Genomic DNA, 25,756 nt, shown 5'->3' on the forward strand with positions numbered 1-25,756 from the left:
AGACCATCCCATGGTCGGGGCGTCCGCTCCTATCGAGCGCGCACCCAGGATTCGTTACCCGTCCGACTGCCGGAAACGGTTCCACCCCAAGGCGATATCGCGACGCCCAGCCCCTCGCGACCGCACCGGATGCCGTCGAGGTCCGCGGCATCCGGATGTCAAGGGATTTCAGGCGGGCTTAACGACACGGCGAATTCACAGCATTCCCACCGCGATTCGCGTACTCTCTACACGAGTTCGATCGCGTATCGGTCATTTGTTTGCAACTATCGGATAACAGGCAGCTCAGCGGTGCTCGGCGCGCTGGCGAGGTCTTACATGTCTATCGAGGTCATTCCTGATGCGCACAGGGGTGCATGCGCATAGTGATGCGCGGTGCCGGGCAATCCGCCACCAGTACAGCGGGCCCAGCTATGCCGAGCGAGTGCGGCATGAGCGGTAGGCCGGTTGACAGCAACGCCGCGGGACCGGGCCCGACCACATGCGCGCGGCGCGACGGTCTCACCACTACCGGCCCGATCACAAACTGGCACAACGCGTTCCGAAGATTCGGCGGGCGCACCGGCATGCTCAGCGGCCCGCCGTTGATCGAGATCAGAGAGCCGGGCCGCGCGGCTCGCAGTCTGATGCTCACCGGTCCGGTGGTCTTCGGCAGCGGCCGCAACGGCGAATCCCTCGCCGACGCAACGGTTTCGCCGCGACATCTGCGGTTGGTGCCGAGTCCCACCGCGCTGTCGGTGGTCGATCTCGGCAGCCGCGACGGCACCACGGTGAACGACGCCCCACTCACCGGACGAATGGCGCTGACGTCGGGTGACCGAATCCGGCTCGGCAGCACGGATATCGTCGTGCTGTACGCCCCGGCGACGGATCCGCAGGGACGCGAGGACACCCAACCCCAAAAGCCGGTCGGCACAAGCACATCCCCGGCCGCCGATCCCCCACCATCCCGGCCGATCTCGATCGCCAACCGGATACTCGGCATCGATCCGACCGGCACCCGCAATCTGTTCCCGGCGTCCACCGAGCTGCCGAGCCGACTGCCCGCATCGCTGTGGCCGCTGGTACGAATCGTGAGCATCGCCGCGTACATCGAGGTGGTCGTCGCGATGTTCTTCGCGCCCGCCGAGGGCTTGTTCATCTTCTTCGGCGTGGTGGTGCCGCTGCTGCCGGGACTGTTCCTGATCGCGCCCGGCGGATGGCGCAACAGCTGCCCGCTGGCCGCGATGAACCAGATCCCACGGGCGTTGCGCTTCACGCGCGGGCACAGTCCGCCCCGATGGCTTTCCGCCCGAAGCTATTTGGTCGCGATGACGCTGTTCTTCGGTATCGCGGGCGCGCGGCTGGCCGGCCTGGACCGCAACGGCGCGGCCTCCGGTATCGTGCTGCTGCTGATCGGTGTTTCCGCGTTCACGGGTGGTGTGCTGTTCAAGGGAAAGAGCGGCTGGTGCAGCAGTATCTGCCCGCTGTTCCCGCTACAGCGCGTCTACGGGCAGACGCCGTTCGTGACGGTGCCCAACGCGCATTGCAAACCGTGTGTCGGCTGCGCCAAGAACTGTTTCGACCTCAAACCGCGCGCCGCCTACCAGGCGGATCTGGCCGACCCCGATGTGGCGTGGAGCGCGCCGCGCAAGCTGTTCGCGGCCGCGCTGCCCGGCTTCGTGCTCGGCTTCTTCACCCTCACCGGACACCTCGAAACAAGTGTGGCACACCGATATTCGGTGCTGGCGCTGTTCATGCTCGTCGCCGTCGGACTGTTCTTCGCCCTCGATGCGATGACATCGCTGAGCACCGTGATGGTCAGCGTCTGCTACGCGGCGGTGGCGCTCAATATCTTCTACTGGTTCGCCGGAGTGACTCTGGCGCGGTCGTTCTCGATGATCACCGGCCTGAACGCGCCGTGGCTGCGCTGGCCGATCAGCGCCGTGATCCTGCTCGCGACGATCCTCTGGATAGCCAGAACCCGGGTGGTGGAACTGCAATTCGCGTTGAGCACGGGCGCCCGCACCGAGCCGGTGCTGCTCCCATTCCCGAAGCGGCGGTCCGAGGATGCCGGAAACCCGAGCGAGCCAACGGTTTCGGTCACCTTCGAACCGAGCGGCGCCGAGGTCGCGGGCGATACCGGAATGAGCCTGCTCGATATCGCCGAGCGCGGCGAACAGCCGATCGAGGCCGGCTGCCGGATGGGCATATGCGGCGCCGATCCGGTCGCGGTGCTCGACGGTATGGCGTGCCTGTCCCCACCCGGACAGGATGAGCGGAATACCTTGCGGCGGCTGGGATTCGGCAACGATGTCCGGATGGCCTGTTGTGCCCGGATCGGCAGCGGAAAGGTCAAGGTCGCGCTGGCGCCGCAGCCGCGGCGCGGAAACGCCGCCAGGCCACGGCGATTCGACCGGTCCATCGTCAGCGTCGCGGTGATCGGCAACGGTATCGCCGGGATGACCGCCGCCGACTTCCTCCGGCGCGGCCACCCGGACTGCGAAATCCACCTCGTCGGCCGGGAATCGCACGCCTTCTACAATCGGATGGGCATCTCGCGGCTGATGTACGGACGCTCGGCCATGCAGGGCCTGTATCTGTTGCCCGAGCAGTGGTGCGACGACCACCAGGTCACCGCCTGGCTGAATACCCTTGCCACCAGCATCGATACATCCGCCCGCCGGGTCTTCCTCGGCACCGGCGACGCACTGCCCTACGACCGGCTGATCCTGGCCATGGGCGCGAGCAGCGCGCTGCCGCCGATCGAAGGTCTCTCGCGGCCCGGCTGTTTCACGCTCCGCGAGGCGGGCGATGCACTGTGGATCCGCTCCTATGTGCAGCAATTCCATTGCGACCGTGCGGTTGTCGCGGGCGGCGGACCGCTCGGGCTGGAGGCCGCCTACGCCCTGCATGAGCTCGGCTTGCAGGTCACCGTGCTGGAGCGCGGGGATCGGCTGCTGCGCAAACAGCTCGACGCGCGCTGCTCGCAGCTGGTGCGGGAACATTTCGCCAGGATCGGGATCCAGGTGCTGCACCGCGCCGAAACCATCACCGTCACCGGCGATCCCGCGGTGCGCGGCGTGATCCTGCGGGACGATCGCCGACTCGACTGCGATATCTTCCTGACCGCCACCGGGATTCGGCCCAATATCGAGTTGGCCCGGGCCGCCGGTGTGCCCGTCGAGCGCGGTGTGCTGGTCGACGACCGGATGCGCACCGGCATACGCGACGTGTACGCCGCGGGCGATGTCGCCGAACATCGCGGTCAGGTGCTCGGGCTGTGGCCGATCGCGGCGGAACAGGCGCAGATCGCCGCCGAGAACGCGCTCGGCGGCAACCGGTCGCACACCGAATCGCTGCCCGCGATGCTGCTGAAAGGCGTTGGGCTGGAACTGTTCGCCACCGGACGGGTGGAACCGGAAACCGGCGACGAGCTGATCGTCCTCGACCAGCCGGAGTCCTACCGCCGGCTGATCCTGTCCGAAGGGCGGGTCGTCGGCGCCACCGTACTCGGCCACCATCCCGGCGATCTGGCGGCGGCACAGCAGGCCATCGCCCTCCGGACTCCGATCCCGGCCACCGCGTTCTCGGCGCTGCGCGCCGGAGACTGGTCCGCGCTCGGATAAGCGCGATGCTACCGCGGTACTACCATGGTGGCATGAAGATCTCCGTCAGCCTTCCCGACGACCGAGTGACCGAACTGATCAAGGCACAACCCAACGTGAGCGAGTTCCTGTACCGCGCCGCGCGACGGATGCTGGTCGCCGAGGAACTGGCCGCGCTCGCCCCGGACACCGAGGCGAAGGCGTTTGCCGAGGCGGCCGAAGCCTCGGCGTCGACGGCGTGGGCCGCCGATGAGTGAACCCGCGGTCCAAGGCGAAATTTGGACACTGCGCGGGATAAAGAATCGCGTGCACACCGTCGTGGTTCTCGATTCGGTGCCGCAGGTGGTGCGCGGTGGCCTGATCGCGGTCGCGATGGTGATCCCGGCGCGTGAAGCGCCCAACCCCCGTGCGTTGCTGACGGTCCCGATCACCGGCACCGAGGACGCCGTTGCGGTGTTCCGCCTCGGCACATTCAGCGCCGCACTGTTCATCGAGAAGGTGGGGATGCTCGATCCGGCGACGCTGGACAACGTCCGGATGGCGCTGCGAGCGCGGTTCGATCTGTAAGGCCGCGAACCTTCATCGATTCGCCGGGAGCCGGGTCAGGGTGATCGCCGGGCTGTCGGTGCCAGGCCCTATCGTTTCGATCTGTCGGTGTCGGGTGGATGGAGGGGGTCGCGGCCATGGGTAAGAATCGGCGGCATCGGGCGGCCGCGCAGCGGGCTCGGGCGGGCGGCGGGCCCGCGGATCCGGCGCTCATCGAGGCGGCGACCGCGGAGCAGATCGAATACGCGATTCTCGCGGGCGCCATGGAGTCCGCGCGCGGAAATCCGCGCGCCGCACAACATTTCGCGACGGAACTGGCCGGACGCGGACCGCTCACACCGGAGCTGGAGCGGGGTGTGGATCTGGCCGCCCGGCACCTCATCACCGAGACATACAAGAACGGGTGGCTGCCCGGGGATATCCATCAGGCGGCCCTGCGGCACGTCGACGAGTTCGCGGTCGGCTATCTGATCGACACCATCGCCGCTCATATCGAGCAGTTCGCTCCCGAAACAGTTGATGCGACGTGGGTTTCGCAGCTCACGGAGATGGGGGCCGCGCGCTGGTGGTCGCCCGAAGCTCCCCATCTGGGTCAATGGGCGGGTAAACAGCTGCTGATCCCGGCCGAAGCGCTGACCACGGTAATCGAGGCGCTGGCCCTACTCTTCCGATTCCCGGAGCTGGCACTCATCCGGCCTTTGCCCGGTACCGCGCAACCACCTACCGCACCGCATCGCGCCGTCGACGAGAAGGTACTGGGCCGAGTTCGGGGTTTGCTCGCGAAGGCGGAGTCCACCGACTTCCCGGACGAGGCCGAGACCTTGTCGGCGAAGGCGCAGGAACTCATGACGAAATACGCGATCGACCGCGCGTTGATCGATGCCGAGACCAGCGCGCCCGATCTGCCGGGCGCGCGCAGGCTTTGGTTGCAGACCCCGTATGTCGACGCCAAGGCCCTCCTCGTCGACGCGGTCGCCGAGGCCAACCGTTGCCGCGCGATCTTCTTCGCCGAATGGGGCTTCGTGACCATCGTCGGCGATGAAGGCGATCTCGATGTCGTCGAGCTGTTGACGACATCGTTGCTCGTCCAGGCGACCAGAGCGATGATCGCCAGCGGGAGTGACACCGGACGCGACAGCCATTCCCGCAGCCGGTCATTCCGCAAATCGTTCCTTATCGCCTACGCCACCCGCATCGGCGAGCGACTGAGCAGGATCAACGAGGACACGATCGCGAAATCCGCCGAGCCCGAACGCTTGTTGCCGGTCCTGGCGTCCCACCAACTGAAGGTGGACGACGCCTTCGACGCCCTGTTCCCCACGGTCGCGGCGGCGCGCGTCTCGGCGGGCAGCGCCGCGGGCTGGGCGGCGGGTCGCGAAGCCGCCGACCGTGCCCAGCTGGTGGCCCGGCGCCCGGTCGGAAAGCAACGCGGGTAATACGATCATTCCGCACAGACGGACATCCGCGTCCAACGTCAACGACATACGCGCTGAGGAGTTCGCCATGTCCTATATCGTCGACTTCGATACCGTATCGACCGTCGGTCTGGAATCCTCGCCGGTCGCGGCCGCGCTCGCCGGTTTGCGGGCGAACGAGGCCCGATACTTCAAGAACAAATACGATCACGTCTTCACGGTGGAACCCGCGAGCGAGGCCCGGACGACCATTGATTGGGTGAACCACATCCTCGAGAAAGAACGCGGCATCGTCATCTCCGCACGCCCGCTCGAGGCCACGGCCTTCCAGGTCGAGAACATCCGGATCGCCTACGTCTTCTACGAAAGCGGCCTCTCGATCAACGTGATGTACACCCTCGACGATGCCAAGAAACGCGCGGTCGGATTCAAACTCTCCGACGGTATGGAAATCCCCGCCGAACTCGCGTCGTTCAAGTTCGCCAGGCAGAAGTCGAAGCTGGCCGGAACCATTCGCGGGTCCTACTTCGTCATCAAGAACGAATACTGACCGGAGTGTCGGCAGGCTCGAACCGGCGTACCGTTTATGCAGGTACACGACCGTTTGTAGCGGCGTCGGGCGAGTGAAGGGTGGCTACGGTGACACTCGACCGGAAACAGATCACCAGGTTCATCGACGATGGATTCATCCGTCTGGAAGCGGTCTTCTCTCGCACGATCGCTCAGCAGTGTGTGGAAACCATCTGGCCCGACACCGGCTGCGATCCGAACAATCCGGTGACCTGGACGAAGCCGCTGGTGCGATTACCCGGATACGACACCGAACCATTCCGCACCGCCGCCCGAATGCCCGTGCTAGAGCAGGCTTTCGACCAATTGGTTGGTCACGGCCGATGGGTGCGCAGGTCCGGGTTCGGGGCCATTCCGGTTCGCTTTCCGCATCCCGATCCGCCGCACGATGATTACTGGCACTTCGAGGGCAGTTATCTACCTGAGGGCTGGACAGGTCATTCGTTCACCAATTACCGTTCCCGGGCCAGGGCACTGTTCATGCTCGTATTGTTCACCGACGTCACCGATCTCGACGCCCCCACCCGGATTCGTGTCGGCTCCCACCTGGCCGTACCCGGCCGCCTGTATCGCTACGGCGATACAGGCATCGATGCCACCCGAATCGACGAGACCGGAATTCTGGACGCCACCAACGATTTACCGGTCGTGCACGCCACCGGCCACGCGGGCGATATCTACCTGTGTCATCCATTCTTGATCCACGCCGCCCAAGCGCACCGCGGCAGCACGCCGCGCTTCATCGCCACACCGACGCTGGAACCGGCGGTGCCGCTGGATATCGACCGCGCCCACTCACCCGTCGAAGCCGCCATCAGACTCGGGCTCGACTCGCGGTGGGCGCCCGCCGGGGACTCCCGGAGCCCAGATGCGGTGCGCCCATAGGCATCTCGGCGCAAGACTGCACCAATCCTATCGATGGGTCAGTCGCGCGGTGAGCCAATCCACCGAGGGCGCGCCGGCGAGGACGGCGGCGAGGTTATGTCCGCTGGCCGAGGCACCGAGCGCCGGTGGCAGCACCGGCGTGTCGATATCGGTCTCGGTGACATCCGCCCCACCCGCACGCCATCTGGCGCCGAGGGCGCGGACGCTATCGTTCGGTACCACATCGTCGTTCGGGCTGGACAACAACAGCACCGGTGCCGCGGGCGGGGTGCCGCCGATGACGAGATCATCCAGAACGGACCGGATTCGGGGATCGGATTGCAATGCGTCGGCAATCGTTGTGCCACCGACCGTGTAGCCGGAGGTCGTGCGGAACCCCTCCTGCACTGCGCTGCCGATGACGCACTGTTGTGCGGTACGGCGGACGAATTCGAGACCTTCCTGGTTGAGCAGGGCGGTGATGCGCGGGGCCAGCTCGGGATAGCTCGCGATCAGACCGTTCACGAAGTATCCGTTCACGCCGACGAGGATCTTCCCCTCGTTGAACCGTAGGGCGGCGACGGGATCACCGGTCGGCGCGCCGGCGACCGTGCCGCGCAGATCGAGTTCGGGCGCGTAATCGCGCGCCTGTTCGGCGGCGGCCGCCGCCGCGCTGCCCCCCTGTGAGTAACCCCAAATCCCAACGGGTGCACCGGGATCGGCGAGGCCGAGCCGGATGGCCGCGCGGGCGGCATCGAGCACGTCGTACGCGGCGGGCCTGGGTTGCAGGTATGGATGCCCGCCGGGCCCTCCCAAACCCTGGTAGTCGGTGATCACCACAGTGATACCGCGGCCGAGCAGGGCGGCGAGATCGAGCAGGGCGTATTCGGCCATCGGAGCCGATGATCCATCCGTCAGCACACCGCTGGACAGCAACTTCGACGGTGCGCAGTTCGCACCGGCGCCGTGCGCGCCGACCGCGAAACTGACCAGTGGGCGCGGGCCCGGCCCCGGCCACGCCACCGCCGGGACCAGCACGGTGCCGGTGACCGCGACCGGCGCGCGGTGCGCGTCCGCACTCGTGTACATCACCTTGCGCGCCTCGGCGATCGGCAGCAATGCGGCGAGCCGGGCGCGCGCGTCCGCCGCGAAAGGTTCGCTGCGCACCACATCTCCACCGCGAGCCCCGGCGACCGGGTTCGGCGGGCGATAGAAGTCCTCCCCTGGATCGGCAACGGCCGATGACGCCGGGCCGAACAATACCGACACCGCCACCAACGCGACCGTCACCACAGCCCCGGCCCCGCGCGAAAAGCGCTTAGACAAAACAACTCCCATTGGTCCGGCTCGGCGCGACACCTCACTCAGCGCCGAGTACACCGCTGACCCCCTTCAAGCCAGCGCCCCAGCGTACTCATGCACGCGGCAGACGCCCTCCGTATTCGGGGCCGGATCCCGTTTCGGCCAAACCCATATCCGCGCTTTAGAGTTGACTCGGATTACGGATCGGACCACGTCGCGCACACGGAGGGGAGCGATGACGACCCCACAACCGCCCCTCGGGGCAGCGACGCGGTTCGGGCATTATCGGCTGGACCGCCTCATCGGCCGCGGCGGGATGGGCGAGGTCTTCGAGGCCTATGACACCGGCAAGGATCGCACCGTCGCGATCAAGGTGCTGCCCGAGCGGCTCGCGCACGATCCGGTCTACCGCGAGCGATTCCGGCGCGAATCGCACGCCGCCGCGCGGCTCAAGGAACCACATGTCATCCCGATCCACGACTACGGCGAGATCGACGGCCGGCTATATCTGGACATGCGACTCGTCGATGGTGTCAGCCTGCGCGCGCTGCTGCGGCCGGACGCCCCACTGGCACCGGAACGGGCGGTGGCGCTCATCCGGCAGATCGCATCCGCGCTCACCGCCGCGCACGCCGACGGCCTGGTCCACCGCGACGTCAAACCCGACAACATCCTGGTCACACCGGACGACTTCGCCTACCTGGCCGACTTCGGGATCGCCTACTCGGGCAACCGTCCGGACCTCACCAACGACGGGACGCCGATCGGGTCGTTCCACTATATGGCGCCGGAACGGTTCGTCTCCGGCACCGTCACACCCGCCGCCGACGTGTACTCCCTGGCTTGCGTCCTATACGAATGCCTCACCGGCACTTGGGCTTATCCCGTCGAGAGCGATGGCGAACTGGTGCGGGCGCATATGTTCGAGCCCGTACCGCGACCGAGCACCGTCCGCGCCGACATACCACCCGCATTCGACGCGGTCGTAGCCCGGGGCATGGCCAAGGATCCGCGAGATCGTTACAGCACGGCGGCCGAACTCGCCGCCGCCGCGCATGCCGCCCTCACGGACACCCCGCCGGTGGCCGAACCCACGCCGGAGTCCGCGCGGACGCATCGGCCCGATGCGCTGACCCAGCCATCGGCACCGACCGTCACCGAATCGCCCGGCGGCACTGTGTTGCCCGGCGGCACCGCATTACCCGGCGGTCCCGAATCACCGCGCGACGCCAAATCACCGGGCGGTGCCAAATCACCCGGCGGCGCCAAATCACCCGGTGACACCACATCATCCGGCGGCACCAAATCACCCGGCAGCACCGAAACACCCGGCAGCACCGAAACACCCGGCGACACCACACCACTCGGCGGCACCAAATCACACGGCGACACCGAAACACGCCGCGACACCACACCACCGGGCGGCACCAAATCACCGCGCGACACCGAGTCGCCCGGCGACACCCCACCACTCGGCGGCACCGAATTACCGGGCGGCGCCAAATCACACGGCGGCACCGAAACACCGCGCGACACCGAATCACCTGGCGGCACCAAACCACCCGGCGGCACCACACCACCCGGCGGCACCAAAGCACCCGGCGGCGCCGAATCACAGCGCGACATCGAATCACCCGGCGGCACCAGTGAATTCGCGAGCCGAGACAACCTCACCGCGCGCACCCCGCGGTACGTGCTGGCACTTGTCGTCACCGTATTCCTCGCCGCCGCAGCCATTTTCGGCGTATGGACGCTGGCGGGCCGACCGGTCGCGGGCACCGCCGTCGCCGACGACACCGCACTGCGCGGCGCCGATATCGATTTGCTCGGCATCGTCGGCCCCGTCGGATACAAGCGCGCCAACTGCGCACACCAGAATCCGGGCGCGTCGGCCATCGCGATCATCTCGTGCACCGCGAACCCGGTCGCCGGGGATCCGGCCGCGCGCTTCTTCCGATTCCGCGGCCCGGACAAACTGCGGAAGTTCTACCGATCGTTCGTCGAGACCTACCGGACCACAAGCTGTCCCGGCGATCCGCCGGGTGCCGATGGACCTTCGATCGTCGACGGCAAGACGGTCGGCAGAAAGGCGTGTTTCGTCGATCGCGCCGACGATCCGAACGTGCCGAAACCGGCGCTCATACTGACCGCCGACGACGGTTCCGCCGCAGCCGTATATACCTGGGCGACACCGGCCGACGCGCCCTTGCGCGATTACATCGCCGCACGGAACGTCTGGCAGTTCGCGACGATGGACGCCCCCCGCGATCCCGACCGGTTCTCCCCGGCGGATCGCGCGGTATTCGCCCAGCTGCCACCCGATTTCGGTCCCGGCAACTGCCTACACACCGAGTTGCAGGCCGGACCGGCGAATGCGCGAGTCGTGTGCAGCACCCGGCTCGGCTATCCGACGGCCGCGTTCTTCGGCTTCCCGGACCACAAATCCGCGACGCGGTTCTATCAAGGCGATCTTGGGCAGTTGGCGGGTCACGCCTGCGACGGTGGCGACGGCCCGGATGCCTTGTGGCTAAAGGATTCCGCTCCCGTCGGCCGCTTCTTCTGCTATCCGGACTACGACACGGACGAGGTGCCGACGACCTGCCTGCTCGCCGTCCACGACGACCGGCTGCTCGGCGTCCTGCTGTGCGCGCTGCGCGCCGACGACGCCGACCCCGGCCCGAAAACCGAGCAGGATCTCCTGCGGTGGTTCCAGCGGAATTTCGGCTGAAACCAAATCCTCGTCGCGGCACACCGGAATTCGGCCGACAGCATCAGCGGCGCAGCGGTGCGCCGACGTGGTGCAGGTGCGTCAATGCCTCGCGGTAAGAGGCGATCAACCCGGTCTCGTGATACGGCACACCGATTTCGGCGCAGTAGTCGCGGACGATCACCTGGGCGTGACGCAGATTCGGCGTCGGCATACTCGGGAACAAGTGATGCTCGATCTGATAATTGAGCCCGCCGAGAACGAGGTCGGTCAACAAGCCGCCCCGGATGTTGCGGGAGGTCAACACCTGACGACGCAGGAAGTCGGGCCGGTCGTCGCCGGTGAGCGTCGGCATCCCCTTGTGGTTCGGGGCGAAGATGCAGCCCATGTACAGGCCGAAAAGCGCCTGGTGCACAACGAGGAACGCGAAGGCCTTGTCGGCGGGCAGCATCACGAACAGCGCGGCCAGGTATGCGACGAAGTGACCGAAGAGCAGCGCACCCTCCCAGCCGCGATGTTTGACCGATCGATTTCTCAGCGCACGCGCACCGGCCACATGGAGATTCAAGCCCTCCAGCATCAACAAGGGGAAGAAAAGGTATGCCTGCGCCCTCCCGATGAGCCGGGCCAGACCACGGCTGGCCCGCGCCTGCCGTTGTGACCAGACCAGAATGTCGGGTGCGACATCGGGGTCGAGTTCCTCGTGATTCGGGTTGGCGTGATGCCGGGTGTGCTTGTCCTGCCACCACCCGTAGGCCAGGCCGATGCCCGCGTTGCCGGCGATTCGGCCCATGAGTTCCGTCGGCCGCCTGCGCCGCAGCACCTGGCGGTGCGCGACGTCGTGCATGACGAGCGCGACCTGAGCGAATGTCACCGCCATGAACGCCGCGACCAGCAGCGTCCACCACGAGTCGCCGACGAGTACGAACGCCGCCCACCCCGCCACGAACGCGATCCCGACGAGACCGAGCCGAACGGCGTAGTAGCCGGGGCGCCGGTCCATCAGCCCGGCATCGGAGACCCGGCGCAACAGGCGGGCGTAATCACCCTCGGCGCCACCACGCCGCGGTGACCGCGAAAATGACTCGGGGACAAGTGTCGTCATATCCCGGAAGCTATCCGCCGAATTCTCAACCGAGGTAACCCCTCGGTATGACACAAAATCGGATCGCGGTGTGCTAGACGACCATTCGTATCCGGCTAGCCGCGCCCCGCGTTGCGGGCGGTGCCGCGGTGAGCGGGCACGGTGGTCGGGTCCTCCGGCCAGGCGTGTTTGGGGTAGCGGCCGCGCAGGTCCGCACGGACCTGGGACCAACCGGTGCGCCAGAAGGATGCCAGATCGGCGGTGATCGCGACGGGGCGTTGGGCGGGCGAGAGCAGGTGCAGTACCACGGGGACCCGGCCATCGGCCAGCCGCGGTGCGTCCGCCCAGCCGAATGCCTCCTGCACCTTGACCGCGAGCACCGGCGGATCGGTCGAGTAGTCGAGCCGGATGCGGCTGCCGGAGGGCACCGGCAAACGTTCGGGCGCCAGATCGTCCAAGCGCGCCGCCTCCGGCCAGGGCAGCAGGCGGCGCAGCGCCTGTCCGGCATCGATGCGTTCGAGGTCGGCGCGGCCGCGGGCGGCGGCCAATTCGGGGCCGAGCCAGGTGTCAGCGGCGGCGAGTAGCGATTCATCGTCGACCGCGGGCCACGGCGCGCCGAGGACGCGGTGCAGGAATTCGAGGCGCTGGCGCAATGCGATCGCGTCCGAATCCCAATGCAGCAGGCCAAGCCCCGTCGAGCTCAGGCCGTGACGCAGGGCAGCACTGAGCAATTCGGGATCAGGGTCACGAATCGGCTTCTCCGACAATACGATCGCCCCCAGTCGTTCGACCCGCCGAGCTATTACATCGCCATCGGTCCACGCCACCTCGTCGACGGTCCGCAGCAGGTTCGACGCGGCCCGCCGGGCCAGCTGCTCATCGGCGACCGCGGCCAACCGGATCCACCCCTCGGACCGGCCCGGATCTCGCGTCGCGACGCCGACCGCCAGCCACTGCGCATCACCCAGCCCGGAGCCGGGCGGCAGCGTCACCGCGGTACCGCCCGCCATGAGATAGCTCGCCGACCCCGGGCCGCGCCGTCGCGCCAGCCGCTCCGGATGAGCCAGTGCGACAACGAAAGCCGGATCGTCGACGCCCTCCGACGCCTCGACCATGCGGGCCAGCCGCTCGACCTCGCGCCGCCAGCGGGCCGGGCGCTCGCGCCGCAGCACCCGCAGACCGGCCGCGAGATCGACTCCGGCGGTGAGGGTTTCGTCGTCGAGGACGGTGACGACCTCGGCGGCGGCCCGCGCACCGACCGTGCGGGCCCCGTCGAGCAACGCCCGAGCCAACCGCGGATGCAACCCGATTTCGGCCATCCGGCGCCCGCGCTCGGTGACCGCACCGTCCGCACTGACTGCCCCCAACGCGCGCAACACATCCCGGCCGGACGCCAACCCACTCGGCGGCGGGGCATCCCACCAGCCGAGACCATGTCCGTCGGCCGTGCCCCAACACGCCAGCTCCAACGCCAACCGGGTGAGGTCCGCCGTCCGGATCTCCGGCTCCGGGTAGGCGGGTAGCGTGCTGTGCTCGTACTCCGGCCAGCATCGCCACACCCGCCCCGCCGCCTCTCGTCCAGCCCGGCCTGCGCGCTGCGCCGCCACGGCGGCCGAAACTCGAACTGTCGCAAGCCCGGACAATCCCCGCCCGCGATCGATGCGCGGCACTCGAGCCAGCCCCGAATCCACGACCGCTCGTACACCGGGCACCGTCAGACTGGATTCCGCCACGGCCGTCGACAACACCACGCGCCGCCGCGGCCCGGGCGATAACGCCGTGTCCTGCTCGGCGGCGGGCAATCGCCCATGCAGCACAACGAGATCCACGTCGATATCGGCCAGAAGCGCTGCCGTCCGGCGGATTTCGGCCGCACCGGGGAGGAAGACCAGCACATCCCCCTCGGTGGCCGCGACCGCGGCCCGGGTGGCGCGCGCCACCTGCGCCTCGACCCGCTCACGTGGCAACGGCGGAACGTAGGTCGTGTCCACCGGATAGGTCCGCCCGTCCACCCGCACCACCGGCGCCGCGCGATCTCCACCCAACAACTCCGAAAGCCGTTCGGCCGCAACGGTCGCCGATGTGGCGAGCACCCGCAGATCCGGCCGCAATCCGGCCCTTGCGTCGAGGAGCAGCGCCAGCAGCAGGTCGGCGTCCAGGTGCCGTTCATGACATTCGTCGAGCACAACCACATCGACCCCCGCCAACTCGGGATCGCCCTGCAACCGGCGCACCAGCAATCCGGAGGTGACGACCTCGACCCTGGTCCCCGGCCCCACGCGCCGATCGCCGCGCACCGAGTACCCGACGGTCTCGCCCACCGATTCCCCCAGCAGAGCGGCCATCCGCCCGGCCGCCGCCCGAGCCGCCAACCGCCGCGGCTCGGCCACCAGCACGCGCCCGGCGGTCCCCGCCGCCAAAGCCAACGGCACCAATGTCGTCTTCCCGGTCCCGGGCGGCGCGACCAGCACCGCGGTCCCCCGCCCGGCCACCGTCTCGACAATATGATCGAGGACGCCGCGGACCGGTAGATCGGGAAATTCGGGAAGTTTCATGACCGACAAGTCTGCGACATCGGCCCCCGTCCGCCCACTCCGGCCGCCTGGATTTCTACCGACCGAGGATCCGGCGCAGCCATCCCCCGCCGCCGGTGTCCGGGTGGCCCTCGCACCATTCGTCCACCGGGACAACGGCTTTCACCTGCTCAATATGCTGGCCGCAGCCGGACCAGGTGGTCTTTCCGCAGCTCTTGCAGCGGACGGGATTACACATCGGTTCTATTCCTTTCGTCGGGCCGGAGTTTCGCCGGTGGTGGCGGCATCACCGAAACGATCACACTGGAGAAGCCGCGCCATCGCGACTCCGAGGAGACGACCATGAAGATCATCGGGCTGGAAGAACATATCGCGACCGAGCGGGTTCTCGACATCTGGCGCACAACCGACCCGCACCTGACCGACCCGGCGCTGCGGCTCACGCTCGGCGGTGTGCTCGGACCCGAAATCGAGGGTCGATTACTCGATCTCGGTGCCGACCGACTGCGCGCGATGGACGAGACCGGCCTCGACGTTCAGGTCCTGTCCCTGACCACGCCGGGTTTATCGGATATGGAGCCGTCCACCGCCCTCGCGCTACAGACCGAGGTGAACGACGCGATCGCCGCGGCCATCCGCGCCAACCCGAACCGCCTCCAGGGCTTCGCCACCCTCGCCACCCAGGTCCCCGCCGCGGCCGCGGACGAATTGCGGCGCGCGGTAACCGAATTGGGGCTCTCCGGTGCCATGCTCTACGGCCGCACCGGCGACCGCCACCTCGATCACCCGGACTTCTGGCCGATTTTCGAGGCCGCGGACGCGTTGCGGGCTCCGCTGTATGTGCATCCGCAGCCGCCACCGGCGCAGGTTCGCGCGTCGTACTACGGCGGATTCGACGAGCTGACCAGCGCGCTGTTCGCCACCGGCGGCATCGGCTGGCACTACGACACCGGCATCGAGATCCTGCGGATGATCGTCGGTGGAGTATTCGACCGCTTCCCGAATCTGCAAGTGATAGCCGGACATTGGGGCGAGGTCGCACTGTTCTACCTCGACCGCCTCGAAATTCTGCACGCCGTGGCGAAACTGCCGCGGCCGATCTCGGATTACTGGCGAACGAATATATCGGTGACACCGGGCGGCATCCTCACCCAGCGATATCTACGCTGGGCCATCGATGTCGTCGGCATCGATCGCATCATGTTCGCCAGCGACTATCCCTACGGATACGCCGGCGGGTCGGCCTGCCGCCGGTTTCTCGCGGAGGCCGATCTCAGCGACACCGACCGCGAAAAGATCGCGTCGGCCAACTGGGAACGCCTCCGCGCCGATATCCGTCGATAGCTGTTCCCGCCGCCGCGAGCAAAGGTCGACGCCGTCGCATTCCGCATCCGCGCGGCGTACCGTTTATGCGGGTAGACGACTCGTGTACCCGCATGCAGAGTGATCAACAGCGAGCGAACCTTCTCCGAAAGGAACAGCCGTGAGTGATACGTTGCAGATCGGTGACGAGCTTGGACTGGGTCAGTCTCTTCAGAACGGCGCATACTCCCTGACCCTGCAGAACGACGGCAACCTGGTGTTGACCGAACCGGGCAACGAGGTGTGGGCCTCCGGTACCCACGGTCGGGATGTCCAGCGAGCCGTCATGCAGGACGATGGCAATTTCGTCCTCTACAAGGCCGACGGCAGCGCCGCCTGGTCCACCGAAACGAATGGCAAGGGCGCCGACCGGCTGACCTTGCAATCGGACCGCAATGTGGTGCTGTACGCGGGTGACAAAGCCGTATGGTCCACCAAGACCGCCACCGACAAACCCATGCCCGAGAGCCGCGCCGACGCGGCGCCCGCGGCGCAACCCCACACCTACACCGTCGAATCGGGTGACACCCTCGAATCGATCGCGGAGCGCGAGCTCGGCGACCGCGCCCGTTTCATGGATATCGTGCGCGCCAACGGGATCAGCGATCCGGACATGATCAATGTCGGGCAGGTCCTGACCATTCCTTGACCGGAGGCCGACACGCCTCGACCGGTTCTACGGTCGAGGCGTGTGGGCAGCGCTCATCTGCGAATCGCCGCGATCACACCCACCATGCCGACCGCCATCAATATGGCCCGCTGCCCGTACGAGAACTGAAAGGTCCGGATAATCGGAATGTAGCGACCGAGGGCATATCGACCAGGGCCGGATATGCCGATTACCACGGCCCCGGCCGCGAACAGCGGCTCGTATTTGACACCCTCCGGAATGAAGAATCCGCCCGCGATGGCGGCACAGTACAGCATTATCGCCGCGGTGACGAATGCGGCGGGCAACACGAGTATGCCCAGCATCATCCCGAGCCCGCCGATGGTTTCCCCGAGACCGACGACGACGGCCAGCCGTCCGGCGTCCTTCGGATAACCCATCTCGGTGAGCTGTTGAGTGGTTGCGGAAAGACCCATACCGCCGAACCAACCGAAGAGTTTTTGCGCACCATGTGCGAAAATCGCCAGCCCGAGCCCGACGCGCGCGAGCAGCAGGGTGATATCGAGCCCGACCGTCCCACTTCCGGGGACCGCGATTTCCGGTACCCGCATGCGAATTTCCGCGGTATTCGATGACAAAGGCACCTCCCGGTCAGATCGAATTCTCCGAACCACCGCGACGAGCAGATATGTCGAGTAGGAGAATAGCATTCGGCTGCCCGGCCGCCGTCGGCTCAGTACCCCGCGGCGGTGAGCCGGTAATCGGCCTCGAGCAGCATCCACCCGCTCAGCTGTACCGAGAGATCGCGGCTCAGGTTCGCGGGCGTCGCGGGCGGAAAGGTTCCGGGATCCTTCGGCGGCGTGACCGCGCGGCTCCAGTCGACCCCGAACAGCGGCAGCCCGTCCACCTCGGCGCGATGTGCCCAGGCCGCCCGCGCGGAGGCGTGCACGATATTCGCCGCGGTGGTGTCGCCCAGGGCCAGCGCGGATTCGGCGAGATATCTGGCGAGGATGCCCATGAACAGCCCGGAGTCGTTGCCGGAGGCCGCGGCGATAACGCCCGCGTCCGTGAGCCGGTGCGCGGTCGCCCGGACGAGTGCCGCCGCGCGGCCGCGATGGTCCGATTCACCTGTGCGCATTGCCAATTCGGTTTCCAGCCCGATGGTGACGCCCTGGCTGTAGGTGTGCACGGTCCGGTCGATGCGACCGCCGGGCTCGTGGATGCCGTCCAGGATCAAGCCGCTGTCGGTGTCGCGCAATCGAGTGTGCAGGAAGTCGGCGAGTTGCCCGGCGCGCGGCAATTCACCCAACCGCGCCATGGCTATTCCGGCCGGGCCGATCGCGGGTGTGTTGTAGAAATCGTCGCCGGAGCGCCAGGGCACCGCACCGGCGGCCGGATTCCAGCCGGCGATCAGGGCGGACCGCAGGTCCCCGATGGCGTCGCCGAACCGCACGCCGAGCAGCCGGTCGGCGCGCTCCAGCGCCAGCACCAGCCACGCCATATCGTCGTAGTACTCGTTGGTCCAGCCGGCGAGATTGCGGGTCCGGATGCCGCGCGCGATGGCGACGACCCGGTCGAGGTGTTCGGGAGTGTGGGCGCGGCATGCTGCGTCCACCGCACAGTCCAGCAGGTGGGCTTGCCACCAGTAGCACCAACGCACGAAGGCCAGGTCCAGCAGGGATGCGGGCCAGACGAGCAGGCCGAGCCGGGTCCGCGGGCGACCCCACAGCGTGCGCACATGTCGCCGCACAATCGCCCGTTCCGCCAGGGCGGCCCGCTGCCCGGCGTCCTCGGGGTCGGCCGATATCCTCCGCGTGATCATCGCGGCCTCTGTCGGCTGCGCCATGGCGGTGAGGACGACCGAGGCACCGGCGGCCATCAGCACACTTCTTCGGCTGACTCTCCTGTTCGGGCGGTCCATCGGCTCGGACTCCCTTTACCGAACAACGATCACCGGAGCCGGAAACCGCACGGCCACATTCTATCCCGCGGTGACCGGCCCGGCGCGCCGGCCGAACCGCCGACGGTCGGATCTCACACCTGTTCGCCGCGTTCGCGGCGGGCGTCGAGATCGCGCTGGCGCGCCTCTTCCTGTCGACGCGCCTCGGCGCGCTGTTGTTCGGCGCGCTCGCGCAGGCCGCGCAGAAACTCCTCGTCGGCCGCCGGATCCTGGGCGACATAGCGACCGGGGCGGTCGTATTCCGCATATCTGGTGGTGGCGCGCGGGCCGGACCCTTCGTGCAGCGGACGGCCGACGAACAACCACAGCAGAGCGCCGACGGTAGGTAGGAAGATGACGACCAGCAGCCACCCCACCTTCGGCAGATGCCGGATACCCGGCTCCGGCGCCGTGATGATGTCGATCAGACAGTAGACCCACAGTGCCAGCGTGAGCAGGCCGATAAACGCGTACGGCATGGAAATCCCCTCGGTGTTCGTGTCGAACTTTCTCGCCGTAGCGCCGAGTCGACAGCAGGCATGAGGCTACCGACCCGCCGAACCGGCCACAAGTTCGATTAATCCCACCGGTGGAGGGTGTAATGGACGCGAACACCGCCCGCGGTGACCCGGAATGTATGACCGATCTCGTTGGCCTTGGATACCAATAGCCCGCAGACTTCCGCCTCATCCTTTCCGGCGACAACGGCGTCCTTGGCGTATGCCTCCAGGGTTTTGCGAATCTCATGCAGGTCGGCGGCGAGAAATTCGGGAAAGAATCCCGCGCCGTTCGTGTACGCCGTATCCGTCGCACCGGCGAGAGCGAACAGCACTGCCTGTTCGCGGGCGGTGCGGTCGACCTCGACGTGCCAGGTCGCCGGGTGTGGGATCACGGCCGTCACCTCCCGGAATTCTCCCGGGCGCAGGCGCCACTGGGTGGGCGGTGAGCCGTTCACGTAGACGTACCAGGTCACCGGATTGCGCTTCTGCGGGGTGTCCCACTGCACGATCGGGGGCGCGTCCGGATGTACGGCTGTCACCATCGCGCCGTAGTTGGCATTCTCCCGGGGCACCGCGAATTCGATGCGTTCCGCGTTCGGAAGGACGGTGCGCGCGAATTTCTCCCAGGTCATCACCACCGGCTCGGCGTCGAGATCGATTGTGCCCCTGCGCTTCTTCGCGGGTACGAGGTGGCCGAAGACTCCGCCCGGCGGCGGCGTGTCCTTTGTCGCGGACCAGATCGGGCACACGTCGGCGAGTTTCGCGAAGCGGCGCTCCAACGATCCGGCGGCACGCAGTTCGGCGATGACTCGCTCGGCGCGCGCGATCATCGCCGCTGTCGGCGCGGCGGTGGGCCGACGGTATTGCAGCGGGTGCATTTTTTCCGCGAACCGCGCTTTGACGCTGTCGTAGGGCAGTCCGTCGGCGAGATCGCGCAGCAGGGTGCCGATCATTCCGCTCTTGACATGACAGTATCCGGCGGGTGCGGTCGCGGCGGCCGACCAGATGAGGTTGTCGCGTCGCCGCTGCGCGGCCTCGCCGCGCCCGCCGGCGGTGTCGATCCTGTTGTGCAGTGCCAGCAGCCAGGATCCGGCGCCGAGTATCGCGTCCGAGCGATACAGCTGCTCCGTACGCAGCAGGGCCACAGCCTTTTTCACGACGTGGTGCGGAAATTCGGCGAGTGCGCGGGCGAGCGTTTCCCGGTCGGCGTTTTTCGCGGCGATGTACTGTCCGGTCGTGGCGAGCGCCGAGGGGGTGTGCACCTGATGCTCGGGCGCGACGACGGCGAGGTGGGTCCACAGCCCGCGTTCGGGAAATCCCCAACTCGTTGCGCTGGAGCGGAATACGGAGATGATGGGCCGCCGTTCGACCTCGTCCGCGATCGCCGCGATGGCCCTCGCGTATTGGGGCGGCGCATCTTTCGCCGACCACAGCGCCGAGGTCGCCTTCCCCTTGGCATCGACGACTACGAGCCCGCCGTAACGCTTCATGAACGCGCGGCACGTGCCGCAGGTGTTCTCCGCGGCCAATTCCGGTGTGAGCGCGGCGAGGAACATGTCGTACAGCCCTCGGCCACCGACGGAGAACAGCGGCGTCCCCACCGCGGCGAGCGCCAGGAACCGGCGCTGAACACCGGCCAGCAGCTCGTCGTATCGGTCGTCGGCGGATGGCGCGGCGCTCTCTGCCGCAAGCATGTTCATGGCGAATACCCCCTCGTCTCGATGGCTGGCCCCGCCTTCAACGTTCGACCGACACCCGTGATTATCGAATCGAGTTGCCGCTCACGCGATTTCGGACGCGAAGTCGAGGAAGCCCCGGGGTGTAGCCTACCCCGGGGCCTCGGGGGCCGCCCAATTGCGGGACACCGACACGTTTAAGAACGGAATGAGTTTCAGGCTAACGTGGCGCTCTTCGATTGAGCTACGGCCGATCGGTGGCTCGGCCGGCGGGAGTTGAACCCGCAACCTCCACGCTGACAATCCGTCCTCTCGATTCGGCGTTCGGCGGCGAATGCTGAAGCTGGAGCGATAATGTGAATTTGCGGGCGGCGGCGCCTCTACCGATTGGGCTACCCCGCCGCGTGTGGCGGGAGGAGGATTCGAACCTCCACTGTGCCGCTGTGCCTTGTCACATTGAACTTCTGATTCAGCTTGCGCTCTTGCGCACTGCCGACTTTAGCCGGTGCCGTGGGCTCAGCCAAACAAATATCCGAAGACGTCCGCGCCGACCTTGTGCTGGGTGATCTCCGCGTTGTTGGCCTCCTCGCGCGCGAATTTCACCGCCTGGGCAAGCTTTTCGACGCGCTCGGTGAGCTCGTTGACGCGCTTGGCCGGCAGCGCGCCGGAGAACTTGATGGTGCGCCAATAACCGACGACCACATCCTCGTGATACACCTCGACCTGCGCCGGATGCTTCTCCGTCGCTTCGGCTTTCACATGGTTGCGCGGAATCTTCTTGGTGCGCACCGTCTGTACCGGCTCGGTGGCGTAGCAGTCCGCGGCGGCGTCGTACTCCCAGGACTCCGCGGCGTCCAGCACCGGCAGCTTGCGCACGAAGGTGTGCAGATCCACCAGCTGCTTCTCCAGGAACAACAGGTAGGTGATGGGCGCGTTCGCGATCAGGGTGCGGCCGTCGACCACCACGTCGGCGGTGGCGGTGCAGTTCGCCCAATCCTTGGTGGCGACAACGATTTTCGCGCAGCGGAGCCCCCGCACCCACCGGCATGTTACGGCTGCCGATTCTGGACAATCGGCGATATCGCGGCAATGATCTCCGGGTTGGTTCCGTTCGATTCGGGGGTTCGATACTCGATGTCCTTGTTGGGAAGGTGCGCGGTGGCCACGGTGACTCCGGCCATGGTGGCGCTGATGGTCGCGGGCGCCGGGACAGCGCACGCGGCCGGTGACCTCTACGGCGCGATCGCCGTCGCGTACTCGTACAACCACAGCGCACCGTTCAGTCATTTCACCGGGGTCGGCGAGGCGGTCGACTATCCAACGCAAGAAGCCGCGAACCAGGCCGCGACGCAGGCGTGCCGAGGCGAGCGATGCGGCGTTATCGTGCTCGTCCACAACGAGTGCGGCGCGGTCGCCGAATACGACGCGTGGGCGGCATGGACGAACTCCGTTCAGCCCGTCTACTCGTGGGGAAAGGGCGCGACGGCCGCCGCCGCGAAGCAGGCCGCGATGGATATGGGAAATCAAGGCCTGACGGCGCCCAGCACGGCCGCGCTGTTCACGGTCGGCCTCGCCCGAATCGACAAGCCGCTGTTCGTCCTCGACACCATCTGCACCGCGAACGCCGGTTGAGTCCGGAAGCCCGGTCGTCGTGGATGATCGCGGTGGCGGGCGCTGAGGACGGAGGTTCGTGTGGGTGAGTTGATCGTCGGTATCGATATCGGCACGACGGCTGTGAAGGTGGCGCTGTTCACCGGCCGTCACGAGCTCATCGACGCCCATGTCACCGAGCATCCGATGACCCGCGGCAAGCCGAGTTGGGCCGAACAGGATCCGCGGGACTGGTGGCAGGGCTGCCTGCGCGGCATCGACGCGGTGACGGCGGGCGCCGCGGCCGGGGCGGTGGGCGCGGTCGGTGTCACCAGTCAGGTCAACACCCACGTATTCGTCGACGCTCGGTTGCGCCCGCTGCTGCCCGCCATCACCTGGCAGGACCAGCGCTGCGCGGAGATCGCGCGCGAGTTGAACCGTACCGTCACCGCCGAGCGAAGGCATGAGATCTGGGGTAGGCCATACGCTTTCGACGCGTCCGGGCTGATACCCCGCGCACTGTGGGTGGCGCGGAACGCGCCGGATACCTGGCGGGCCACCCGCTGGGTGCTGAGCCCGAAGGATTACGTCAACGCGCTGCTCACCGGGGAGATCGCCAGCGATGCGATGTCATCGATCGGGCTTGTCGACACCGACGGCATCGGCTACCTCGACGCGGCGGTCGCACTCGTGGACGGCCTCGGCGACCGGCTGCCACCGCTCGCCCGCCCGACCGATACCGTGGGGCGGACAGGTCTGCCCGGGCTCGCCTGCCATGCGGCGGTCGGCACCATGGACGCGCTCAGCGAGATGCACGCCGCAGGCCTGACCACGCCGGGCCGGGGGATGATCTCTTGCGGCACTTCACTTGTCGTCGCCGGGGCGGCCGAACTGTCCATGCCCGCCAAGGGCATCGTCACCTTCCCGCCCGTCGACGGCCTGCGCATTCACGCCGGGCCGACGCAGGCCGGTGGAGACGCGCTGCGCTGGTGGGCCCGCGCCGGCAGACAACCGATCCAGCAGGTGCTCGCCGATGCGGCCGCGGTCGCGCCCGGCGGATCCGGTGTCGTGTTCACACCGCACCTCATGGGCGAACGAGCACCGCTGTGGGATCCGGATGTGCGGGGCGGTTTCCTGGGGCTCAGCACCGCCACCACCCACGCCGAGTTGGGCAGAGCGGTCCTCGAAGGCGTCGCCATGTCCGGTCGGCAGGTGCTGGCCGAGGTCGAGTCGGCATGCGGAAAACCCTTGGACCCCATCACTTTTTCCGGTGGCGGCGCCAACAGCGAACTGTGGGCGCAGATTTTCGCCGACGTGCTCGGCCGCCCGCTGCACCGGCTGGCCACCCGCGACTACAGCGCCGTCCTCGGCGCGGCGCTGTTCGGCGGCATCGGCGCCGGAATCCGGCCCGACCGGACCGCCCCGCCGATCGACCGGATATTCACCCCCGATCCCGGCCACACCCGGCGATTGGACCCGCTGTTCGAGATCTACCAGGACTCCTATCCCGCGCTGCGCGAAGTCCACGCGAAACTCGAAAAGTGGCGCTCCGCAACGTCATAGGTGGATCGACTCGGGCGAGAAAACGTGCGAGCACCGCCTCGCGTGGACCTCTTTCCGATAAACGCGACAATATCTACGAATATCCCGCGGCCGAGCGCACTGTCCCGAACGACTGGGCCACACCGAGTGGCGATCCGTCCACATATTCATTGGTGCCATTTCCAACAGTGCGACCCGTTGACAAATACCGCGCCGTATGGCCTCCGACGTCCGAACCACTATCCGCCGGAACGATTTTCAAAATCCACGAAGCGTGTATATGATCGGTGCGGCGGGCCGTGGATCACCGGCCGTGCACGAAAATCCGGGAATGCGAGGAGGCTTTATGGCGGGACCGGAATTCGCGACGCTGCGCGAACAGGTGGCCGCGTTGCGGGCCAAGGCGATTTCGGCCACCGAATTGCTGGAGCTGACCATCGCGCGGATCGAGAAGTTCGACGACAAGGTCAATGCTGTCGTGGTGCGGGATTTCGATCGCGCCCGCGCCGCCGCGAAACAAGCCGACATGGCGCTGGCCCGCGGTGAATTCGCGCCGCTGCTCGGTGTTCCGGTGGCGGTGAAGGAATCGCTCAATGTGGCGGGCCTGCCGACCACGTGGGGGTATCCGGATGCGAAGGGTTGGCTGCCCGCCGAGGACGCGGCGCTGGTGACGCGGGTCAAGGATGCGGGCGGTGTCATCATCGGCAAGACCAATGTGCCTCGCTCCCTGCATGATTGGCAGTCCTACAACGACATCTACGGCACGACCAACAACCCATGGGACCTGACGCGCTCGCCCGGCGGCTCCTCGGGTGGTTCGTCGGCCGCGCTCGCGGCGGGCTACGTCTCGCTCGCACTCGGCTCCGATATCGGCGGATCACTGCGGGTGCCTGCGCATTTCTGCGGCATCTTCGCCCACAAACCCTCGCGGACGCTGCTGCCGGGACGTGGAAATACGCCGCCCCGGACACCCGCGCTGCCCGCCCCGCAGGATCTCCCCGTGGTCGGGGCCATGACGCGCAGCGCCGCCGACCTGACCATGGCGACCCTGCTACTCGCCGGTCCCGACGAGGTGGAGGCGGTGGCGTACCAGCTGGCGCTGCCGCGACCGCGCGGCGCCGAATTCGGCGACTTCCGGGTGCTGATCGTCGACACCCACCCGCTGCTGCCGACAGCGACCGTCATCCGCGACGGTTTCGACCGGATCGCGCGAGGGCTGGAAAGAGCGGGCGCCACCGTCGCCAGGCACAGCGAACTGCTGCCCGACCTCACACTGACGGCGAAAACCTATCTGACACTGCTGCTCTCGCAATTCGGCGCGGATCTGCCGGTCGACGCCTATCGAATGCGCCAGACCGCCGCCGCCGAAATTCCGCCGGACGACGAGACGCTGGCGGCGGTCATGGGCCGAGCGTTCGTGGCCAGCCACGGCGACTGGATCAAGGCGGATCGGATCCGCACCGGACTCGCCGCCGAATGGCGACGCCTGTTCGGCGAATTCGACGTGGTGCTGTGCCCGGTCACGCCGACACCGGCCTTCCCCCATGACCATTCGGATATGCACACTCGCACGATCGAAATCGACGGCACCACATACCCATACAATTACCACCTCGTCTGGGCGAGCATCGCGACGCTCATCGGGCTACCGGCCACCGCCGCACCGATCGGCCACACCCCCGAAGGCCTCCCCTACGGCATGCAGATCATCGGCCCCTACCTCGAAGACCACACCACGCTGCGATTCGCGGAACTCGTGGAGCAGGAATTCGGCAGTTTCACCCCACCACCCGGCTTCGCGTAACAGCCGAAGGCGCGCAGCATCCATCGGCAAATCCCGACGACACCCCGAAAGCCACGCACATCAGGAATTGAAAATGTGCTGCGCCGCAACAGTTTCGCTCTGACGACCGTCCCATAAGCGACAT

21 protein-coding genes are annotated in these 25,756 nt (G+C 67.3%); 12 read left to right on the forward strand and 9 right to left on the reverse strand.

Going from position 1 to position 25,756, the window contains the following annotated elements; genetic code table 11:
- The first annotated feature begins 431 nt into the window (after window positions 1-431).
- The 6 genes from F5544_RS23275 to F5544_RS23300 all read left to right on the forward strand — a co-directional run bounded on the left by F5544_RS23275 (window position 432) and on the right by F5544_RS23300 (window position 7,003).
- Window positions 432-3,608 (forward strand): FAD-dependent oxidoreductase, encoded by a 3,177-nt coding sequence (locus tag F5544_RS23275; protein ID WP_238846597.1) that lies wholly within the window; start codon window positions 432-434, stop codon window positions 3,606-3,608.
- Window positions 3,609-3,640: 32 nt separating this feature from the next.
- Window positions 3,641-3,844 (forward strand): hypothetical protein, encoded by a 204-nt coding sequence (locus F5544_RS23280; RefSeq protein WP_167475159.1) that lies wholly within the window; start codon window positions 3,641-3,643, stop codon window positions 3,842-3,844.
- Window positions 3,837-4,154, forward strand: coding sequence for a hypothetical protein (locus F5544_RS23285; RefSeq protein ID WP_167475160.1), 318 nt, complete (start codon window positions 3,837-3,839; stop codon window positions 4,152-4,154). The genes F5544_RS23280 and F5544_RS23285 overlap by 8 nt, the downstream gene beginning before the upstream one ends.
- Window positions 4,155-4,270: 116 nt before the next feature.
- Entirely contained in the window at window positions 4,271-5,569 is a 1,299-nt protein-coding gene (locus tag F5544_RS23290; protein ID WP_238846598.1) for a DUF2786 domain-containing protein, read from the forward strand.
- A gap of 67 nt (window positions 5,570-5,636) precedes the next feature.
- A complete protein-coding gene (locus tag F5544_RS23295) occupies window positions 5,637-6,098 on the forward strand; it encodes a phage tail protein (protein WP_167475161.1) in 462 nt (153 codons plus the stop codon).
- An 89-nt stretch (window positions 6,099-6,187) separates the two neighbouring features.
- On the forward strand, window positions 6,188-7,003 hold the full coding sequence (locus F5544_RS23300; RefSeq protein ID WP_167475162.1) for a phytanoyl-CoA dioxygenase family protein: 816 nt from the start codon (window positions 6,188-6,190) through the stop codon (window positions 7,001-7,003).
- A gap of 27 nt (window positions 7,004-7,030) precedes the next feature.
- Here the strand turns inward: F5544_RS23300 and F5544_RS23305 are convergent, their stop codons facing one another.
- The gene (locus F5544_RS23305) at window positions 7,031-8,272 is read right to left on the reverse strand and encodes an alpha/beta hydrolase (protein ID WP_238846599.1); all 1,242 of its coding nucleotides are present in this window, start codon (window positions 8,270-8,272) and stop codon (window positions 7,031-7,033) included.
- A gap of 247 nt (window positions 8,273-8,519) precedes the next feature.
- On the opposite strand from F5544_RS23305, the gene F5544_RS23310 reads away from it, so the two are divergent.
- Complete coding sequence (locus tag F5544_RS23310; protein WP_167475164.1) at window positions 8,520-11,012, forward strand: serine/threonine-protein kinase; 2,493 nt, start codon at window positions 8,520-8,522, stop codon at window positions 11,010-11,012.
- Between the two features lie 43 nt (window positions 11,013-11,055).
- On the opposite strand, the gene F5544_RS23315 is transcribed toward F5544_RS23310, so the two are convergent.
- The 3 genes from F5544_RS23315 to F5544_RS23325 all read right to left on the reverse strand — a co-directional run bounded on the left by F5544_RS23315 (window position 11,056) and on the right by F5544_RS23325 (window position 14,847).
- The gene (locus F5544_RS23315; RefSeq protein ID WP_167475165.1) at window positions 11,056-12,096 is read right to left on the reverse strand and encodes a fatty acid desaturase family protein; all 1,041 of its coding nucleotides are present in this window, start codon (window positions 12,094-12,096) and stop codon (window positions 11,056-11,058) included.
- A gap of 95 nt (window positions 12,097-12,191) precedes the next feature.
- Window positions 12,192-14,630, reverse strand: coding sequence for an ATP-dependent helicase HrpB (hrpB, locus tag F5544_RS23320; protein ID WP_167475166.1), 2,439 nt, complete (start codon window positions 14,628-14,630; stop codon window positions 12,192-12,194).
- 55 nt (window positions 14,631-14,685) lie between these two features.
- Window positions 14,686-14,847: a hypothetical protein gene (locus F5544_RS23325; RefSeq protein WP_167475167.1), complete on the reverse strand. Its 162-nt coding sequence runs from the start codon at window positions 14,845-14,847 to the stop codon at window positions 14,686-14,688.
- A gap of 104 nt (window positions 14,848-14,951) precedes the next feature.
- On the opposite strand from F5544_RS23325, the gene F5544_RS23330 reads away from it, so the two are divergent.
- Both F5544_RS23330 and F5544_RS23335 read left to right on the forward strand, forming a co-directional pair.
- Window positions 14,952-15,953 carry an amidohydrolase family protein gene (locus tag F5544_RS23330; RefSeq protein WP_167475168.1) on the forward strand — a complete coding sequence of 334 codons (1,002 nt, stop codon included), beginning with the start codon at window positions 14,952-14,954 and terminating at the stop codon, window positions 15,951-15,953.
- A 139-nt stretch (window positions 15,954-16,092) separates the two neighbouring features.
- Window positions 16,093-16,620 (forward strand): LysM peptidoglycan-binding domain-containing protein, encoded by a 528-nt coding sequence (locus F5544_RS23335; RefSeq protein ID WP_167475169.1) that lies wholly within the window; start codon window positions 16,093-16,095, stop codon window positions 16,618-16,620.
- A 53-nt stretch (window positions 16,621-16,673) separates the two neighbouring features.
- On the opposite strand, the gene F5544_RS23340 is transcribed toward F5544_RS23335, so the two are convergent.
- The 5 genes from F5544_RS23340 to F5544_RS23360 form a co-directional block, all read right to left on the reverse strand.
- Window positions 16,674-17,192 (reverse strand): DoxX family protein, encoded by a 519-nt coding sequence (locus tag F5544_RS23340; protein WP_167475170.1) that lies wholly within the window; start codon window positions 17,190-17,192, stop codon window positions 16,674-16,676.
- Between the two features lie 122 nt (window positions 17,193-17,314).
- The gene (locus tag F5544_RS23345) at window positions 17,315-18,460 is read right to left on the reverse strand and encodes a glycoside hydrolase family 76 protein (protein WP_342760380.1); all 1,146 of its coding nucleotides are present in this window, start codon (window positions 18,458-18,460) and stop codon (window positions 17,315-17,317) included.
- Between the two features lie 155 nt (window positions 18,461-18,615).
- Window positions 18,616-18,999: a PLD nuclease N-terminal domain-containing protein gene (locus tag F5544_RS23350; protein WP_167475172.1), complete on the reverse strand. Its 384-nt coding sequence runs from the start codon at window positions 18,997-18,999 to the stop codon at window positions 18,616-18,618.
- A gap of 98 nt (window positions 19,000-19,097) precedes the next feature.
- Window positions 19,098-20,720, reverse strand: coding sequence for a hypothetical protein (locus tag F5544_RS23355; RefSeq protein ID WP_167475173.1), 1,623 nt, complete (start codon window positions 20,718-20,720; stop codon window positions 19,098-19,100).
- Between the two features lie 492 nt (window positions 20,721-21,212).
- Complete coding sequence (locus F5544_RS23360; RefSeq protein ID WP_238846600.1) at window positions 21,213-21,734, reverse strand: hypothetical protein; 522 nt, start codon at window positions 21,732-21,734, stop codon at window positions 21,213-21,215.
- Window positions 21,735-21,854: 120 nt separating this feature from the next.
- Between F5544_RS23360 and F5544_RS23365 the strand changes: the two genes are divergently transcribed.
- The 3 genes from F5544_RS23365 to F5544_RS23375 all read left to right on the forward strand — a co-directional run bounded on the left by F5544_RS23365 (window position 21,855) and on the right by F5544_RS23375 (window position 25,632).
- Window positions 21,855-22,328: a DUF4189 domain-containing protein gene (locus tag F5544_RS23365; protein WP_167475174.1), complete on the forward strand. Its 474-nt coding sequence runs from the start codon at window positions 21,855-21,857 to the stop codon at window positions 22,326-22,328.
- A 60-nt stretch (window positions 22,329-22,388) separates the two neighbouring features.
- A complete protein-coding gene (locus F5544_RS23370) occupies window positions 22,389-23,849 on the forward strand; it encodes a xylulokinase (protein WP_238846601.1) in 1,461 nt (486 codons plus the stop codon).
- A 325-nt stretch (window positions 23,850-24,174) separates the two neighbouring features.
- On the forward strand, window positions 24,175-25,632 hold the full coding sequence (locus F5544_RS23375) for an amidase (RefSeq protein WP_167475175.1): 1,458 nt from the start codon (window positions 24,175-24,177) through the stop codon (window positions 25,630-25,632).
- The last annotated feature ends 124 nt before the right edge of the window (window positions 25,633-25,756 follow it).

The organism is Nocardia arthritidis, from assembly GCF_011801145.1.
Taxonomy (GTDB): domain Bacteria; phylum Actinomycetota; class Actinomycetes; order Mycobacteriales; family Mycobacteriaceae; genus Nocardia; species Nocardia arthritidis_A.

Bases quoted from the DNA above. Each gene is read 5' to 3' on its own strand.
- F5544_RS23280 (WP_167475159.1), top strand. From the start codon at position 3,641: ATGAAGATCTCCGTCAGCCTTCCCGACGACCGAGTGACCGAACTGATC.
- F5544_RS23375 (WP_167475175.1), top strand. From the start codon at position 24,175: ATGGCGGGACCGGAATTCGCGACGCTGCGCGAACAGGTGGCCGCGTTG.
- hrpB (WP_167475166.1), bottom strand. From the start codon at position 14,630: ATGAAACTTCCCGAATTTCCCGATCTACCGGTCCGCGGCGTCCTCGAT.
- F5544_RS23350 (WP_167475172.1), bottom strand. From the start codon at position 18,999: ATGCCGTACGCGTTTATCGGCCTGCTCACGCTGGCACTGTGGGTCTAC.
- F5544_RS23330 (WP_167475168.1), top strand. From the start codon at position 14,952: ATGAAGATCATCGGGCTGGAAGAACATATCGCGACCGAGCGGGTTCTC.
- F5544_RS23285 (WP_167475160.1), top strand. From the start codon at position 3,837: ATGAGTGAACCCGCGGTCCAAGGCGAAATTTGGACACTGCGCGGGATA.
- F5544_RS23275 (WP_238846597.1), top strand. From the start codon at position 432: ATGAGCGGTAGGCCGGTTGACAGCAACGCCGCGGGACCGGGCCCGACC.
- F5544_RS23290 (WP_238846598.1), top strand. From the start codon at position 4,271: ATGGGTAAGAATCGGCGGCATCGGGCGGCCGCGCAGCGGGCTCGGGCG.
- F5544_RS23340 (WP_167475170.1), bottom strand. From the start codon at position 17,192: ATGCGGGTACCGGAAATCGCGGTCCCCGGAAGTGGGACGGTCGGGCTC.
- F5544_RS23355 (WP_167475173.1), bottom strand. From the start codon at position 20,720: ATGAACATGCTTGCGGCAGAGAGCGCCGCGCCATCCGCCGACGACCGA.
- F5544_RS23345 (WP_342760380.1), bottom strand. From the start codon at position 18,460: ATGGCCGCCGGTGCCTCGGTCGTCCTCACCGCCATGGCGCAGCCGACA.
- F5544_RS23315 (WP_167475165.1), bottom strand. From the start codon at position 12,096: ATGACGACACTTGTCCCCGAGTCATTTTCGCGGTCACCGCGGCGTGGT.
- F5544_RS23325 (WP_167475167.1), bottom strand. From the start codon at position 14,847: ATGTGTAATCCCGTCCGCTGCAAGAGCTGCGGAAAGACCACCTGGTCC.
- F5544_RS23295 (WP_167475161.1), top strand. From the start codon at position 5,637: ATGTCCTATATCGTCGACTTCGATACCGTATCGACCGTCGGTCTGGAA.
- F5544_RS23310 (WP_167475164.1), top strand. From the start codon at position 8,520: ATGACGACCCCACAACCGCCCCTCGGGGCAGCGACGCGGTTCGGGCAT.